8 protein-coding genes are annotated in these 15,211 nt (G+C 66.2%); 6 read left to right on the forward strand and 2 right to left on the reverse strand.

The features are described 5' to 3' along the window. Positions 1-844, forward strand: an 844-nt coding sequence (locus ABD466_RS39195; RefSeq protein ID WP_344662362.1) for a carbohydrate ABC transporter permease, incomplete at its 5' end; no start/stop codon positions are given. Continuing rightward, on the forward strand, positions 844-1,746 hold the full coding sequence (locus ABD466_RS39200) for a carbohydrate ABC transporter permease (protein ID WP_425558852.1): 903 nt from the start codon (positions 844-846) through the stop codon (positions 1,744-1,746). The genes ABD466_RS39195 and ABD466_RS39200, both read left to right, overlap by 1 nt. Before the next feature lie 60 nt (positions 1,747-1,806). On the opposite strand, the gene ABD466_RS39205 is transcribed toward ABD466_RS39200, so the two are convergent. After that, the gene (locus ABD466_RS39205; RefSeq protein WP_344662363.1) at positions 1,807-4,653 is read right to left on the reverse strand and encodes an ATP-binding protein; all 2,847 of its coding nucleotides are present in this window, start codon (positions 4,651-4,653) and stop codon (positions 1,807-1,809) included. Between the two features lie 366 nt (positions 4,654-5,019). On the opposite strand from ABD466_RS39205, the gene ABD466_RS39210 reads away from it, so the two are divergent. Both ABD466_RS39210 and ABD466_RS39215 read left to right on the forward strand, forming a co-directional pair. Then, positions 5,020-5,682 carry a diguanylate cyclase domain-containing protein gene (locus tag ABD466_RS39210; RefSeq protein WP_344662401.1) on the forward strand — a complete coding sequence of 221 codons (663 nt, stop codon included), beginning with the start codon at positions 5,020-5,022 and terminating at the stop codon, positions 5,680-5,682. A 204-nt stretch (positions 5,683-5,886) separates the two neighbouring features. Then, on the forward strand, positions 5,887-6,774 hold the full coding sequence (locus ABD466_RS39215) for a helix-turn-helix domain-containing protein (protein ID WP_344662364.1): 888 nt from the start codon (positions 5,887-5,889) through the stop codon (positions 6,772-6,774). Between the two features lie 114 nt (positions 6,775-6,888). Here the strand turns inward: ABD466_RS39215 and ABD466_RS39220 are convergent, their stop codons facing one another. Next, positions 6,889-8,139 carry a hypothetical protein gene (locus ABD466_RS39220; RefSeq protein ID WP_344662365.1) on the reverse strand — a complete coding sequence of 417 codons (1,251 nt, stop codon included), beginning with the start codon at positions 8,137-8,139 and terminating at the stop codon, positions 6,889-6,891. Positions 8,140-8,557: 418 nt separating this feature from the next. Here ABD466_RS39220 and ABD466_RS39225 point away from each other — a divergent pair, with 418 nt between their 5' ends. Both ABD466_RS39225 and ABD466_RS39230 read left to right on the forward strand, forming a co-directional pair. Next, positions 8,558-11,743, forward strand: coding sequence for a TIM-barrel domain-containing protein (locus ABD466_RS39225; RefSeq protein WP_344662366.1), 3,186 nt, complete (start codon positions 8,558-8,560; stop codon positions 11,741-11,743). Between the two features lie 188 nt (positions 11,744-11,931). Then, entirely contained in the window at positions 11,932-15,039 is a 3,108-nt protein-coding gene (locus ABD466_RS39230; protein WP_344662367.1) for a TIM-barrel domain-containing protein, read from the forward strand. Positions 15,040-15,211: the final 172 nt, after the last annotated feature.

Consider the following 15,211-nt stretch of genomic DNA (forward strand, 5'->3'; position numbering starts at 1 on the left):
CCCGGCGATCGCGCTGATCGCCTTCGCCGTGCTGTGGCCGGTGGTGAAGATGGTCTCCTCCTCGACCCGGCACTGGTCCCGCTACGGCGTGGACCTGGGCGCGAACGGGACCGACAACTACAGCAAGCTGTTCGACGAGCAGGACCTGAACGGGGTGCTGCTGCGCACCGGGATCTGGGTCATAGTGGTCGTCACCGTCACCATGGTGGTCTCGCTGGCCGTGGCGCAGCTGTTCAACCAGCGCTTCCCGGGCCGCACCGTGGCCCGCTGGGCGCTGATCGCGCCGTGGGCGGCCTCGGTGATGATGACCGCCATCATCTTCAAGTGGATGCTCTACCAGGGCTACGGCTTCATCAACATCCTGCTGGACGACATCGGCCTGGTGGACCTCAACAGCCCGACCGCGGACTGGCTGGGCCACTCGACCTCCGGGTTCGTCTGGGAGATGGCGGTCGCGGTCTTCGTCTCCATCCCGTTCACCAGCTACACCGTGATCGCCGGCCTGCAGACCGTCCCCGCGGAGGTTTACGAGGCGGCGAAGATGGACGGCGCGAGCAAGGTCCGCACCTACTTCTCGGTGACCCTGCCGATGCTGCGCCCGTCGCTGCTGGTGGCCGCGGTGATCAACGTGATGAACGTGTTCAACAGTTTCCCGATCATCTGGGAGATGACCCGCGGCGGACCGGGCTATGACACGTCCACCACCACCGTGTTCATGTGGGTGCTGAAGAAGGGCGGCCACATCGGGGAGTCCGCGGCCCTGTCGGTGGTGAACTTCGTGCTGGTGATCGCGATCGTCTTCGCCTTCCTGAAGGTGAGCAAGTGGAACAGCGAGGCCGACTGATGACGACGGTGACGACCTCCTCCTCTTCCTCTTCTTCCACCGGCCGCCGGGTGAGCTACCCGGGCCCGGTCAAGCCCAAGCGCGGCCTGCCCGGCAGGAAGATCGCGATCATGGGCGGCGCCTACCTGATCGCCCTGGTCTTCATCACGCCCTACCTGGAGATGTTCCTCACCGCGCTGCGGCCGGTGAAGGAGGGCGCGGACCCGACGATCATCCCGAAGCACTTCGAATGGTCGAACTTCACCTCGGTGTTCTCCGGGACGTCGAGCTTCGGCACCAACATGCGGATCACCCTGGAGATCGCCTTCGGCGCCACGTTCCTGGTGCTGCTGGTGGCGCTGCCGGCGGCCTACTACACGGCGCGCAAGAAGTTCCGCGGCCGCAAGGCGTTCCTGATCCTGGTGCTGGTCACGCAGATGTTCCAGCCGACCGCGATGGTGATCGGCATCTACGGTGAGATGCGCGACCTGGGCCTGATCGACTCGGTCTGGGCCCTGATCATGGTCGACGCCGGCTTCAACCTGGCTTTCGCGGTCTGGATCCTGTCGGCCTACTTCGCCGCGATCCCGGTGGAGCTGGAGCAGGCGGCGATGATCGACGGCGCGACCCGCTTCGGCGCGTTCCGCCGGGTGACGATCCCGCTGGCGATGCCGGGCATCGTGACCGCGCTGATCTTCACCTTCATCGCCGCGTGGAACGAGTTCATCGTGGCCCTGACCCTGACAACAAGCCCGGACAAGGCACCGTTGTCAGTGGCGGTGGACAACTACATCGGCCAGTACACGGTGGACTACGGACACCTGTTCGCGAGCACCGTCATCGCGACCATCCCGGTGATCATCCTCTTCGGCCTCATCGAACGGAAGGTCGTCGACGGACTGACGGCGGGATCCATCAAGTAGACGCGGCCATCGGCTGCTGGCCTCGGGACGGTGGCGGACACCGGCGAACCACACACCAACTCAAGGACCTGAGATGTTGCCACGAGTGGTGCGAAGCTTTTTCAGGACCCGGGCGACATGGTGCTCTGCGGTGCGTACCGACAACGCGAGCGCTTGCGCGATGTCCTTGTTGGAGGCGCCGGTGGCGAGGAGGTCAGCGACCTGGCGTTCGCGGGGGGTGAGATCGGTGCCGTAGCTGTGACGTCCCCGCGGGGCCGGGCGGTACTGGCCGGCCTTGCGCAGACTGCGCTGGCAGCGGGCAGCGTCGGCGGTGGCATCGAGCGCCGTGAAGGCATCGAGTGCCCGTTCGAAATGGGGTGCTGCCGCAGCGGAGTCGGCGGCGAGGAGGTGGCCGAGGTGTTCCGAGCAACGGGCGGCGTGGTAGGGGCGGGGAATCGCCGAGTAACGAAGGCGAGCTTGCTCCAGCAAGTCGAAGGCGGCTCGGGGGTCGGTGTCGGCGGCGATCAGGCCTTGGGCGAGGAGGATTTCGGCGGTCGCGGCCGGGGCGTCCGCACCGCGCGCTCCACTCGCCGCCCGGTCGACGATGTCGGCAGCTTCCCGGTGGTGCCCGGTCACTCCTGCTGCTTCGGCTGCGACGGGCAACAGATCCGTCTGCCAGACCCAGATGTCCTTGTGGCGCAGCGCCTTCAACGCCGGATCTACTGCATTCCAGGCGGCTGCGGGGTCGCCGCGCGCCAGATGGTAGCGGCCGAGAACGGCGCTGCCCACCAGATACGTGAGCGAGAAGGCGTCGCCCGTGCAGTAGCTGAGTGCATGCTGTGCTTCGCCCCAACGCCCGGCTGCTATGTCGAGTTGCGCGCGTATTTGCATCAGTTCCACGCCCACAGTGGGCACTGTGCTCTGGTGGGCCAAGTGGTCGGCTCTGTCGGCCAGGCTGTCCCAGCGGCCCTCGCCGAAGTCGAGTTCGATCCGGTCCACTGCGCACCGCACGAGGATGAATTGGTAGTTGATGCGTTTGGCCAAGTCCTCGGCGGCGTCAAGAAGCGCGGCGGCGCGCTCGTCACGGCCGATCACCAGGTAGTTGTCCGCCGTGTTGTACAGCGCCCGGCAGCGTTGGTAAGCGACTTCCAGGTTTCCCTCTTCGGTCGGGAATCGCTGAAGGAGCTCGTCGACGGCCGGGTCTGCGAGGTTCCCCAGCAAGGTGATGCGACTCGCAAGGACACCGGCACGCGCGACCGGGTCGTCTCCGCGCTCGACGAGCACCCGCGCCCGCTCCATGTCGGCCAGGTTCTGTTCGCGGGTACGGGAGAGAAACTGGCCGGCACCGAGCGTGGCCAGGGCGACGGCTGCCTGCTCGGGTCGCCGTGCCTCCAGCTCCGTGACGGCGATCTCCAGCTCACGGATGCCTTGGGGGTCGGCGTGATTCATCAGTACCCGGCCGACGTTGAGGCGGATCTTGCCCCGTACTGCCTCCGGCAGCGAGGTGTCCGCGACGATGCGCCGCAGGAGGGGGATGCTTTCGGCGGGTTCGGTGCGGCGCTTCATGATTCTGCTGAGCTCCAGAGCGGCCCAGACGCGGATGTCGGTCGGCAGGCTGGCCTCGGAGAGGAGGTGCTGGAGCTGGCCTGCGGCGATGCCGTCGTCGCCGATGGCGATGGCGTGCTCGGCCGCGGTCTTGGTGCGGGGGATCCAGATGGTGGGGTCCCCGAGTTGGCGAGCGTGATAGGCGAGCTGGACGACGGGAGCGTCGGCTTGATTCTCCAGCGCCGCGATCGCCTGGCGGTGCAGGCGCCGGCGACTGGGCCCGAGGATGCGCTCGTATACGGCCTGGCGGGCCAGGACATGACGGAATGCGTAGCGGTCAGGGCTGGTCTCCTCCAGGACGTGAGCGGTGAGGGCGGCTTCAAGAGCGGTCTCGGCTCGCTCCTGGCTCAGGCCCGCAAGCTGGGTGAGGGTTTCTTCACTGGCGGGCACAGCCAAAATGGCGGCTGCGTGTACAACCGCTACGGCATCCTCCGGAAGGTCGGCTACGCGGCAAGTCACGGCTTCTTTCAAAGCCCGGGGGACACCCGCCTCGCGAAGCACGGTCATCGGGGTGGTGCCGGTCGGGGCGTGGACGAGACGGTCGGCGAGGAAGCGGAGATCCTCTTCGGCTACGAGGGGCAGGCCGGCGCTGCGCTGGTAGAGCTGAGGACCCAAGACGGCCGCGGCGCCGTATCCGATGACCGTTTCGGCCAGTTCGGTGATGTGCCTCTGGTCCAGGGGAGCAAGGGTGAGGTCCAGACCGGCGGTGCCGACCGGACGGCGATAGGGGCTGCCGAGGACATTGCGGTGCTCTGGCAGTTCTTCCTCACGATAAGTCAGAAGCAGACGCAGGTGGGGAGGGGTGTTGCGGGCGAGCAGGAGAAGGAGTTCACGCGTGGCCTCGTCGGCCCAGTGGACATCCTCGATGGCCAGCAGCGCCGGGCCGAGAGCTGTGAGTACGCCGAGGATTGCGTGGGTCAGCCCGGGGCCTTGGGGACCGCCGACCGGAGCGTCGGCCGGGTCTGGGAGCGCGTCGGCGAGTTCGGGGACATACGGAGCCAGCTGAGCCGTGACTGGGCTGAGCGTGACATGGCCTGCTGGGAGACGAGCGGACTGCAAAGCGTCGATGACTGGCCCAAAAGGCAAAGGTTCACGCAGCGGGTGGCACCAACCGCGCAATATTTGCACTCCGCTCGCTTCCACGCGCGCGGCGGCTTCGTCGAGGAGGCGTGACTTGCCGACGCCCGCTTCGCCCGCGATGAGGACGACTGCGGGTTCCTGCTCAAGCGTTTCCAGGAGAAGCTTCAACTCCTCGGAACGGCCGACGAAGCCGTAGTTGGCACGGGAGGGCTTGCTCCGAGTGTCATGCTTCGTTGCGGTCACTCTGCCACCCACCGATCTGGGTCATTACGGGATCGCCGGCGCCCGCCCTGAACCCGCTTCTACAAACGTAGCTCTCTCAGGGGCATGTTCGCCTGCGCTGCAGAGGGAGGGCAGTACCCACTCCTCCGCTGCCCATACACATACCTACGTAATGAGGCCGTGGACCTAGCGGACTGCGGGTCCCCTCTATACGGCCACCTATGACAACCGAAACCATCTGTCTGTTTTGTTATCGAAAATCGGTGCCCAGGCTCTGGAATGAGCTCGCCTGCCGGTGTCTGCTGGAAAGTGTGTCGAGAGGGACCGTCGACACATCGTGCATATACCGCTGTAAAACCAACCCGGCGTAGAAGGAACAATACCGTGATGAAGGAACTCTGCCGTGTGACTCGACGTCTCCGCGATGAGGCAGAACCAGAAACGGCGATGGCCGGACATGCCATACGGCCCGGGCTCGGAGGGCTCGCTGCTGGAGTGGCCTTGATGTGGCTGAACGGCCGTCGTGTCCGGAATGAACTGCTCCGCACGCGGTTCGCCGCCGAGCATGACAGCTTGACAGGGTTGCCCAACCGCTCAGCGCTCCGTCGACGCTACGACATGGCGCTCAGGGCGGGCCACCGCCCCAGCCTCATTCTCCTGGACCTCGACGGTTTCAAAATGATCAACGACACCTATGGGCACGACGCAGGCGACGCAGTCCTGGAAGCGGTCTCTCGTCGACTCGATGCGTCGTGTCCGGCCGGCGGCCTCGTCGGTCGCCTGGGCGGTGACGAGTTCTTGGTGGTGCTACCCCAGTCATCGCCTGGCGGAACGGCCGACTCGGTTCAGGCGCTGCTGGATTGCCTAGCCCGTCCGATTGCGTTGGGCGGCGAGGTGAGCCTGGTCGCCGCGGCTTCCATCGGCATCGCATTGCCTGACGGCGCGATTACATGGAGCTCACAACTAAAGCGCGCAGACATTGCCCTTTATCGAGCGAAGAGCGGATTTTCAAGTGTAGTCTTCTTCCGAGCAGGAATGCAGCAACCCTAACCTGTGCTGATGCGTCGCCGATCGACTTTTCAGTGGCGTCCGCGATAGCACCGTGTCGCAAGCGCGCAACAATTATTGGCTCTCGTTGCGAAGCATGCCTCGAAGCTCTTCGGCCCGCCGACATTAAGCCCGCCGGCCGTTTCGGTGCAATGGCTTTCCTCGCTGGAGTCCATTTCTACCGCTCGACTGTTCGGAGGTGTGGGCATGTCTGAGGAATCGATCTACCTGAACCCCTCCGAGGAGGCCGCTGAGGCCGGCCTGGTGCTCGACGGCATCGGGCGGACTCCGCACAGGATCGGACAGTGGGCCGATTGCCGCCCGGTGTACACAGGTCTACTGCTCACTGCCGGCTACGGCGAAGTCAAGATCGAGGGCCGAGGCCGTGACCGCCGGGTGGGGCCCGGCTCCTTCTGCTGGTTGCCTCCGCGTGTGCCGCACGTCCTCAGGACGGACGACGGCGGATGGTCCGACCACTGGATCCAGTTCCACGGTCCGGCGACTGAGGCCTACGAGCGGCTCGGCCTGCTGGCTGGCGGGCCCCTCTTGACGACCCTGGGCGACATGCCGGTGCTCATCAACGAGCTGCGCCAACTGGCCCTGGCGGCGGCTCAGCCGGAGTCGGTCGGGCGCGATCTGGCCGCCGGGGCGCGGCTGCACCGCATCATTCAGCTCGTGCACCAGGCCGGTGTGCCACTGGGCGATATCGGCCGGGCTGCCGTGGACCACCTGGTCCAGCACGCTCTGGAGTCGGTCGACATCCAGGGCGTGGCTCGTCGGATGTACGTCTCCTACGACACCCTGGCAGCCAAGGTGAAGGCGCTGACTGGATGCTCACCGATGGAGTTCGTCATCCGTGAGCGGCTGGCTCACGCCCGGGATCTCCTGACGACCACGGCCCTTCCGATCTCCGCCATCGCCGAAGCGTGCGGGTATGACGATCCGAGCTACTTCGCCCGCCAGTTCACTGCGCGCGTGGGGGTCAGCCCGAAGGCGTTTCGCCTTGGGTCCGGCGATCGGGATGACGCCGGTCGGCGCGTCGTCGGCCCTGATGTCGCCAAGGCCGATGACGCGACGGGTGAAGCCGACTCATGACCTCAGAGGTCACACAGCCCGGTGACGCCGGTGGGTTGACGGGCCCCGGCGGTCGATACTCTGCGGACTCCGCCGTGGACTCGACCCGCCCGAGCACACGGCGGAGCAGGCCGGTCAGCGACCCGCTGAACGGGAACCGTGGTCACCTCGCCGCCGAGACCGCCGTCGATGCATGGGGAATCCGGCCACGACGGCCGCGATCCCGGCTCCGCCGATCACCAGCGCGAGCGTCACCGAGCCGGACGAGGCGGACTGCACCGTCAGGTCGGATCGCGGTGCGAGCGCCGAATCGGAGGGCGGAAGAGGCGACTGGGCCGATGTATCGACGATGGACGAACCTGGCGTTCCTGGGATTTCGCTGCTCGCTGTGACGCTGGGCGTCACCGCGGTCGACGAACTCGTGATCGACGCACTGGACGACCCGGCCGTCTTGGCTGAGGCGGACCCCGACGTGTTCGAACCCGACGGGGACGCGCCCGGACCCGTCGCAGTGGCCGCACTGCGCGGCTTCGTAGTAGTCGCCGCTGTCGTAGCGTCCGCTGTTGTCGCCGCTGTTGTCGCCGCCGCTGTTGTCGGCGCCTCCGACGTCGTGTCCGCTACGAACCCGCGTGTCACGTGCGCTCCTTTACCGACCGCGGCGCGACTGTACGCGGCATGCCCGAGGCAATCACCCCCGTACTCGTCATTGGCGACCGACGACCCGGTCAGCCCTCCGGCGTCCGTCGAGGTGGGCGCGCCGAAGGTGACCCCGATGAAGGGCATCCCCGCGCAGTTCGAAATCCCGAGGTAGTACTCCACGAATCCGCCGTAGTACCCGGTCAGGTTCCCACTGCCGGTGCTCAGCGTCCAGGTCCCGATGTGTGTGGACACGCCGGTGACAGTGTCCCTGGCGGTCCCGGTCCATGTATCCTCTCCGGTCCGTGCGACGGTCAAGGCGTAGAGGTGTCCATAGACACCGTCGAAATCCACCCCGCAACTCATGCCCGCTCCGCCGTCGGCACCGTTGTGGCACAGCGGATCCGTGGAAGTCGTACCCGCTATGAAGCTGGAGAACGCCGCGTGTAGCCGCTCGTGCCCATTGAGGTTCGGTCGCGGCTGCAGGCCCATGTACGCGCCGCCAGACTTCGTGAATCCGAACTGCTGCGCGAAGTAGGTGCCGTCCTCATGCAACGTCTTCGGGTCGACCGTCATCGGAAAGGTGATGTTGGTCAACCCGGCGGATGGAACGTTCGGAATCGACCAGCCGATCGAGATGTTGCCTGCACCGACGCTGGCCGAGGCAAGCGAGGGGGCGATCCCGAGGGTGGCCGAGAGTGCGGCGGCCAGCACTGCCGCGCCGACCTTCAGGCGAGGTGATCCAAGCACGCGTTCGTTTCCTTCCGTGGATGTTATTGAGCGTGTACTCGTCAAACCACTCAAATTCGATCTTCTCAATCCGATCAACAACGGCGGCCCTCTGTCTGCAGCGGGGCTCGCATAGGAGAGTCGGCAGCAGCCGCGGGGTCACAGAAATCTGTCCGAAGCGTGAGCTGAAGGGTGGCGGACAGACGTCTGGACCCGTCTCGCGCGCCGGCGGAGAGTCATGTCCGGGACGCGCTTGAGACGGCGCCTGGCTGCGCACATCTCGCCGCCCCTCCGGTCCACTCTGGGCGAATAGTTACCGCAGGTACCTTTGACCACCAGGGTCGTCCGTGATCTCGCGGCCAATGTTGCTTGAAACTGAACGATTTTTTGCCGATCCACTCACTGGACGTCACACTCGCTGCGCGCTTCGATGTCCGGCATGCGCACGCTTACTCGTCTGCTCCGTGGGCACGTCCCACGGATCCTCGCAGCGGCCTCGCTCCTCGGGACCGCCCTCGTGGCCTTCGCGCCCACTCCGGCGTCGGCCGCCACCACCACCGTCGGAAACGTCACGGCGTTCTCCCAGTCGGGCGCCACCTATTCGGTCTCTGCCGGTTCGACCGCCGTGCAGGTGTCGTTCCTGCGCGCGGACATCTTCCGGATCCAACTGGATCCTTCGGGGTCGTTCACGAACCCGGCCGGCAGCAAGATCGCGGTGAACACCGCCTTCACGCCGCCGGCAACGACCTGGTCGGACGCCGGCTCCTACTATCGGATCGACACCGGCTCGGTGACCCTGCGGGTCTACAAGGCGCCGCTGACCTTCGCCGCCTACCGGCCCGACAACAGCACTCTGATCTGGGCCGAGTCCGCGGGCATCAGCTGGACCGACACCGACACGACGCAGAGCCTCGGCCGCGGCCCGAGCGAGCAGTTCTACGGGACCGGGCTCCGGCTCGGCGCGTGGGCGCTGCGCGGGATGACCGTGCCCATTGCAGCCGACAACGGCTGGGCGGAGAACAACAACGCCAGCCCGGCGCCGTTCTACATGAGCACCAACGGTTACGGCGTTCTGCGCAACACCTGGCAGAAGGGCTCGTACGCGTTCAACAGCCCGGTCACCACGACGCAGAACGAGAAGCGGTTCGACGCTTACTATTTCATCGGCAACGACCTCAAGGGCGTCCTCGGGTCCTACACCGATGTGACCGGCAAGCCGTTCCTGGCGCCGGAGTGGGGTTTGGAACTGGGCAATGCCGACTGTTGGAACGCCTCGAACCCGACCTACAGCGGCGACCACACGCGCCTGGGGCATCAGACGACCACCGACGTGATCGCCTACGCCCAGGCGGCGCGGAACGCGAACATGCCGTCCGGCTGGTTCCTGCCCAACGACGGCTACGGCTGCGGCTACACCAATCTGCAGACCACGGTCTCCAGCCTGGCGAGCCTCGGCTTCCACACTGGCCTGTGGACCTCCACCGGTCTGCCGAGTATCGCCACCGAAGTCGGCACCGATGGCACGCGGGGCGTGAAGACGGACGTCGGTTGGGTCGGCGGCGGCTACGAGTACGCCTTCGATGGCGTGCAGCAGGCGGTGAACGGGATCGAGAACAACTCGAACGCGCGCCGGTTCGTCTGGACCGTCGACGGATGGGCGGGTACGCAGCGTAACGCCATCGTGTGGACCGGCGACAACTCCGGTACGAACGACACGATCCGGTGGTCTGTCCCGGCGGTGGCCAGCGCAGGCCTGTCAGGGCTCAACTACGCCTCAGGGGATGTCGGCGGCATCGGCGGCGGCGACCCGAACCAGTTCACCCGTGACCTGGAGTGGAAGTCCTTCCTGCCGGTTTCGATGACCATGTCAGGCTGGGGTAGCACCAACCCCAGTGCCGGCTACAACGACAAGGAGCCGTGGCAGTACTCCGAGCCGAACCTGTCGGACAACCGCAAGTACCTGGATCTGAAGATGCGGCTCATGCCGTACCACTACACCATGAGCCACACCGCCTCGGTGACCGGCGTGCCGGCGACCCGTGCTCTGGTTCTGGAGTACCCGAACGACCCGGTCGCGCAGGGCAACTCCGTAAGCGAGGAGTTCATGGCCGGCGACAACTTCCTGGTCGCGCCGGTCGTCGACGGCACCACCACCCGCGACGGCATCTACCTGCCGGCCGGGGTCTGGACCGACTACTGGACCGGCAAGACCTACCAGGGTCCGACCACCGTCAACGGCTACAACGCGCCGCTGGACACGCTGCCGCTGTTCGTGCGGCAGGGCGCCATCGTGCCGATGTGGCCGCAGATGAACTACACCGGCGAGAAGCCGGTGTCGACGCTGACATACGACGTCTACCCGCGCGGGAACTCGTCCTTCTCGCTGTACGAAGACGACGGCATCACCCGGGACTACCAGAAGGGGTCCTCCGCGACGCAGGCCGTCAACGTCACGGCGCCGGCGTCGGGCTCGGGCAACGTCGTGATCAGCGTCGGCGCCAGCACCGGTTCCTACACCGGCAAGCCGGCAAGCCGAGGCTACGAATTCACGACGCACTTGTCTGGAGGGCCCAGTGCGGTGACCGTGGGGTCGACCGCGCTGGCCGCTCTGACCAGCAAGGCCGCCTACGATGCGGCCACCACCGGCTACTACTTCGACCCCAATGACCACGGTGGACTGCTGTGGGTCAAGGCCGGCAACCAGTCCGGGGCGTTCACCACCACGTTGACGAACGCCACGGTTCCCACACCGCCCAGCACTGTCCCGTCGCCACTGATCTCGAAGGCCGGCTGGACCGTGAAGTCCTACGACAGCCAGGAGACCAACGCGGAGAACGGCGCCGCGGTCAACGCCATCGACGGCAACACCGGCACTTTCTGGCACACCGACTGGTCGGTGAGCCCGGTCCCGGGACTGCCGCACGAGATCCAGATCGACATGGGCACGCAGTCCTATGTCGACTCGGTGAAGTATCTGCCCCGGCAGGACGGAGGCATCAACGGCCGGATCGGCGACTACGAAGTCTATCTCTCCCTTGACGGGGTCACGTGGGGTTCGCCGGTGGCCGTCGGGCACTTCGCCGACGACGCCACGGAGAAGACCGTGGCCTTGGCCTCGACCAAGGCCCGGTTCTTGCGGCTCCGGGCGCTGAGCGAGGCCGGCAACCGCGGACCGTGGACGAGCGCGGCGGAGATCTCCGCCACGGGTGTCGCGGTTCCGCCCAGCCCTGCGGTTCAGCCCCCGGCAAACGTGGAGCTCGTGGGGCAGGCTGCGAGCAAGTGCATCGACCTTCCCTACGGCAGCACCACTCCCGGTACGCAGCCCACGCTGTACGTCTGCACTAAGAACACCAACCAGCTCTGGACCTTCACCGGCAGCGGAACGCTGACCGGCAAGGATGGCGTCTGCCTGGATGCCTCAGCGCCGATCATAGCGGTCCAGACCTGCGGGACCGGCATCGCGGGACAGAAGTTCACGGCACACGCCGACGGAACCGTGACCAACGGGCCCGGTGGGAGCAGCTGTCTGACACCGGTCGGGAACGGGACGGATAACGGCGTGCAGCTGCAGCTGGCCATCTGTGTCGGGTCCCCTTCACAGAGGTGGAACTTCGTCAGCCCGTAGTGAATCAAAGAACGCCGCTGCGGCGAGGACTCTGCCTCGCCGCAGCGGCCTCTCCGGCCCCTGACACACCAACCGGGCCGGAGCCAGACGGGGCTTGAAGTTCATCACCGACATCGAGTGAGGAAAAGGTGACCAAATCACGAACAGGAGCACGGCTCCTGACTCTGAGCGCGGCCTTTGCGCTCGCTGTGCCAGCGGCTGGTCTGCTGTGTCCGGGCAGTGCCGCCGCCGCCACCCCGACGGCCATCGTCATCGACGGTTCAGCACGGTTCACCGTCGAATCACCCACACTGATCCGGGTCGAGTACGCCGGGGACGGCGTGTTCCAGGACAGTCCGACCTTCACCGCCGTCAACCGGGCCATGCCGGTCCCCGCTTATACGACCTCGGTGTCGGGCGGATACCGCATCATCCAGACTTCCGCCCTGACGCTGAAGTACCTGGAGGGCTCTGGACCGGTCAACGGCAGCAACTTGTCAGTCAACCTGACCGCGGGCACCCAGGCGGTGACGGCCTACCCCAAGTTCCCTCCGGCCAGCGGCACCTGCACGTATCCGGCCGGCTGTGAGGCTGAGCAGCTGGCGCTGTCCGGGTCGGCCGCAGCGGCCACCGACCACACTGGATTCACCGGAACCGGCTTCGTCGCCGGGTTCACCTCCGGGGCGGCAATCAGCTGGCAGGAGTCCGTCCCGGCGGCCGGCCAGTACGCGGTGCAGTTCCGGTATGCCAACTCCACCGGCGGCGACGGGAAGAACCAGACACGGACCGCCACTGTCACGGCGAACGGCGTCTCCCAGCAGGTGAGCCTGCCGACGACGGCGGACTGGAACACCTGGGCCGTGTCGTCGACCACGGTGACCCTTCCTGCCGGGAACTCGCCGGTCGCGGTTTCCTGCGGCTCGGCCGACTCGTGCAACGTGAACATCGACTCGGTGGCCGTGACCGCGGTCGGCGCGACATATCCGACTCCGGTCCCGGCACCGATTTCGTCGACCAACAACCTCGGCGGATACCGGCGCGCTCTGGACCAGGTCGGCGGCTCGGTGCCGATGGCGGACGGCGTGCTTTCCCGCGACGGCTGGTATCTGATGGACGACACGGGCACCGGCTTGCTCAACAGCGACGGGAGCCTGACGCCGCGCCCCGGCCATGGTGGTGCCGCCTACCAGGACGGCTACTTCTTCGGCTACGGACACAACTACAAGCAGGCGCTTCAAGACCTCCACGACCTCACCGGACCGGCGGCGACGCTGCCCCGGTCGGCGTTCGGGGTCTGGTTCAGCGACTACAACGCCTTCTCTCTGGCGAACTACCAGAACACGCTGATCCCCGCCTTCCGCAGCACGAAGACGCCGATCGACCAGCTGGTGGCGGACACGGACTGGAAAGCTCCAAACCAATGGGACGGGTGGGAATTCAACCCTGCACTGTTCCCCGATCCCAAGGCGCTGTTCACCTGGGCGTCGCAGCAAAATCTTCAGCTGGCGCTGAACATCCACCCTTCCATCAAGTCCTCGGACCCGCAGTACGCCGCAACTCTCGCGACAGCGGGCAATCTCGTCTCCGGGGAAGACTTCGATTTCCGGGATCCCAAGCAGCTGCGGGCCTTTTTCAATCTCCACTCAAACATCGAGACGAATGACGGAACGCCTGTCTGGTGGCTGGACCAGAGCTTCAACGAAGGGGCTGCCAAAAATTCGGACGTCTCGCCGGACAGCTGGATCAACGCCCAGTACAAGGCCCATGGCGACGCCCTGGGGCAACGTGGATACGTCCTGGGCCGGGTCGGCGGCAACGGGTCCGACTACTACGGCTTCACTCCCGGTGTCTCCGGAGCTTGGGCCGACCATCGCTCAGCCGTGCACTTCACCGGCGACACGTACGCAGCGTGGCCGACGCTCGCGTTCGAGGCGCAGTTCACGGCCCGCGAGGGCAGCGGCATCGGAGAACCCTACGTCTCCCACGACATAGGCGCCTTCAACGGCGGCAGCGGCTACGACGACCCGGACATGTACGCACGCTGGGTCCAGCTGGGTGCCTTCCAGCCGATTCTGCGACTGCACTCCAACCACGGATTCCGGCTGCCCTGGGATTACAACTGCACCACGGCGAACTCCGCGGCCACCGGGTGCGCGGTGACGCCGGCCGCGAACTATTCGCCGGCAGCTGCGGCCTCCGCCGAGAAGTTCCTGCAACTGCGCGAGGCACTGGTGCCGTACACGTACACCTTGGCCCACCAGGCCACGACCACCGGTCTGCCGATCGTGCGCGGACTGTATCTGAACTACCCCGAGTACAACGAGGCGTATGACTACGGCACTGAGTACACCTACGGTGACGACGTACTCGTGGCGCCGGTGACCACCGCCGGCACCGGTACGGTGAACACGACGGTGTGGTTCCCGCCGGGAGTGTGGACCGACTACTTCACCGGAAAGACCTACACCGGACCCGGTACCGCCTCGGTGTCGACCACACTGGACACGATGCCGGTGTTCCTGCGCGCCGGCGGCGTCATGGCCACCCGGACCGACTACGTCGACTCGGCGAACGCGTCCCCGATGAGCCAGGTCACCCTGGACGTCGCCGCTGGCGGCAACGGGGCGTTCAGGCTCTTCGAAGACGACGGCGTCAGCCACTCGGCCGCATCGGCCACCACCGCGATCGGCTACGACGATGCCGCGCACGCGGTCACGATCGGCGCGATGTCGGGTACTTACACAGGCGCCGTCGCCAACCGCACCTGGACGCTCAAGGTGCGCAACGTCGCGACAGCGCCCTCTGCCGTCACCGTCAACGGCGCCGCCACGACTTTCTCCTACGACGGCACGGCCCATGTCTTGACCGTCACCACCGGGTCACAGCCCACCTCGGCGGCGACAACGATCGCCTACAGCACGGGGACGATCACTTCGGCGACCGGGCCGATCATCGGGGTCGGCAGCGGTCGGTGCGTCGACGTGCCCAACGGCTCCACGCTGGACGCGACGCAGCTTCAGTTGAACGACTGCAACGGCGGATCCGCCCAGGCCTGGACCTTCCCCGGCGATGGGACGATCCGCGCTCTCGGCAAGTGCATGGACGTCCGCAACGCCTCCAGCGCCGACACCACTGCCGTTCAGCTGTACGTCTGCAACGGAACTGCCGCGCAGCAATGGACATATGTCAGCGCCAGCAAAGAGTTCCAGGCGCTTGGCAAGTGCCTGGACGCCTATGGAGGCGGCACAGCGACTGGCACCCAGCTGATCATCTACACCTGCCATGGCGGGACGAATCAGCAATGGAGTCATCCATGATGCGACCCGCCGAAGACACGGTGAATCCCGGCGCGTTCAGGCGTCCCCGCAGTACGTCACCGTGGTCTGATCGCGCATATGAAGGTTCGCATCCGACGGTCCTCCGCAAGGCGATCGCGTCGTCGTCGTGACCGACCCAATGAAAGGCGGCTGGGAATCCCAGCCGCCTTTC

Origin of the sequence: Catenulispora subtropica (assembly GCF_039531675.1) — a bacterium.
Classification (GTDB): Bacteria; Actinomycetota; Actinomycetes; order Streptomycetales; family Catenulisporaceae; genus Catenulispora; species Catenulispora subtropica.

What these genes read in the sequence shown, in the direction of transcription:
- ABD466_RS39200 (WP_425558852.1), top strand. Translation starts at nt 844, where the DNA reads ATGACGACGGTGACGACCTCCTCCTCTTCCTCTTCTTCCACCGGCCGC.
- ABD466_RS39210 (WP_344662401.1), top strand. Translation starts at nt 5,020, where the DNA reads ATGAAGGAACTCTGCCGTGTGACTCGACGTCTCCGCGATGAGGCAGAA.
- ABD466_RS39215 (WP_344662364.1), top strand. Translation starts at nt 5,887, where the DNA reads ATGTCTGAGGAATCGATCTACCTGAACCCCTCCGAGGAGGCCGCTGAG.
- ABD466_RS39225 (WP_344662366.1), top strand. Translation starts at nt 8,558, where the DNA reads ATGCGCACGCTTACTCGTCTGCTCCGTGGGCACGTCCCACGGATCCTC.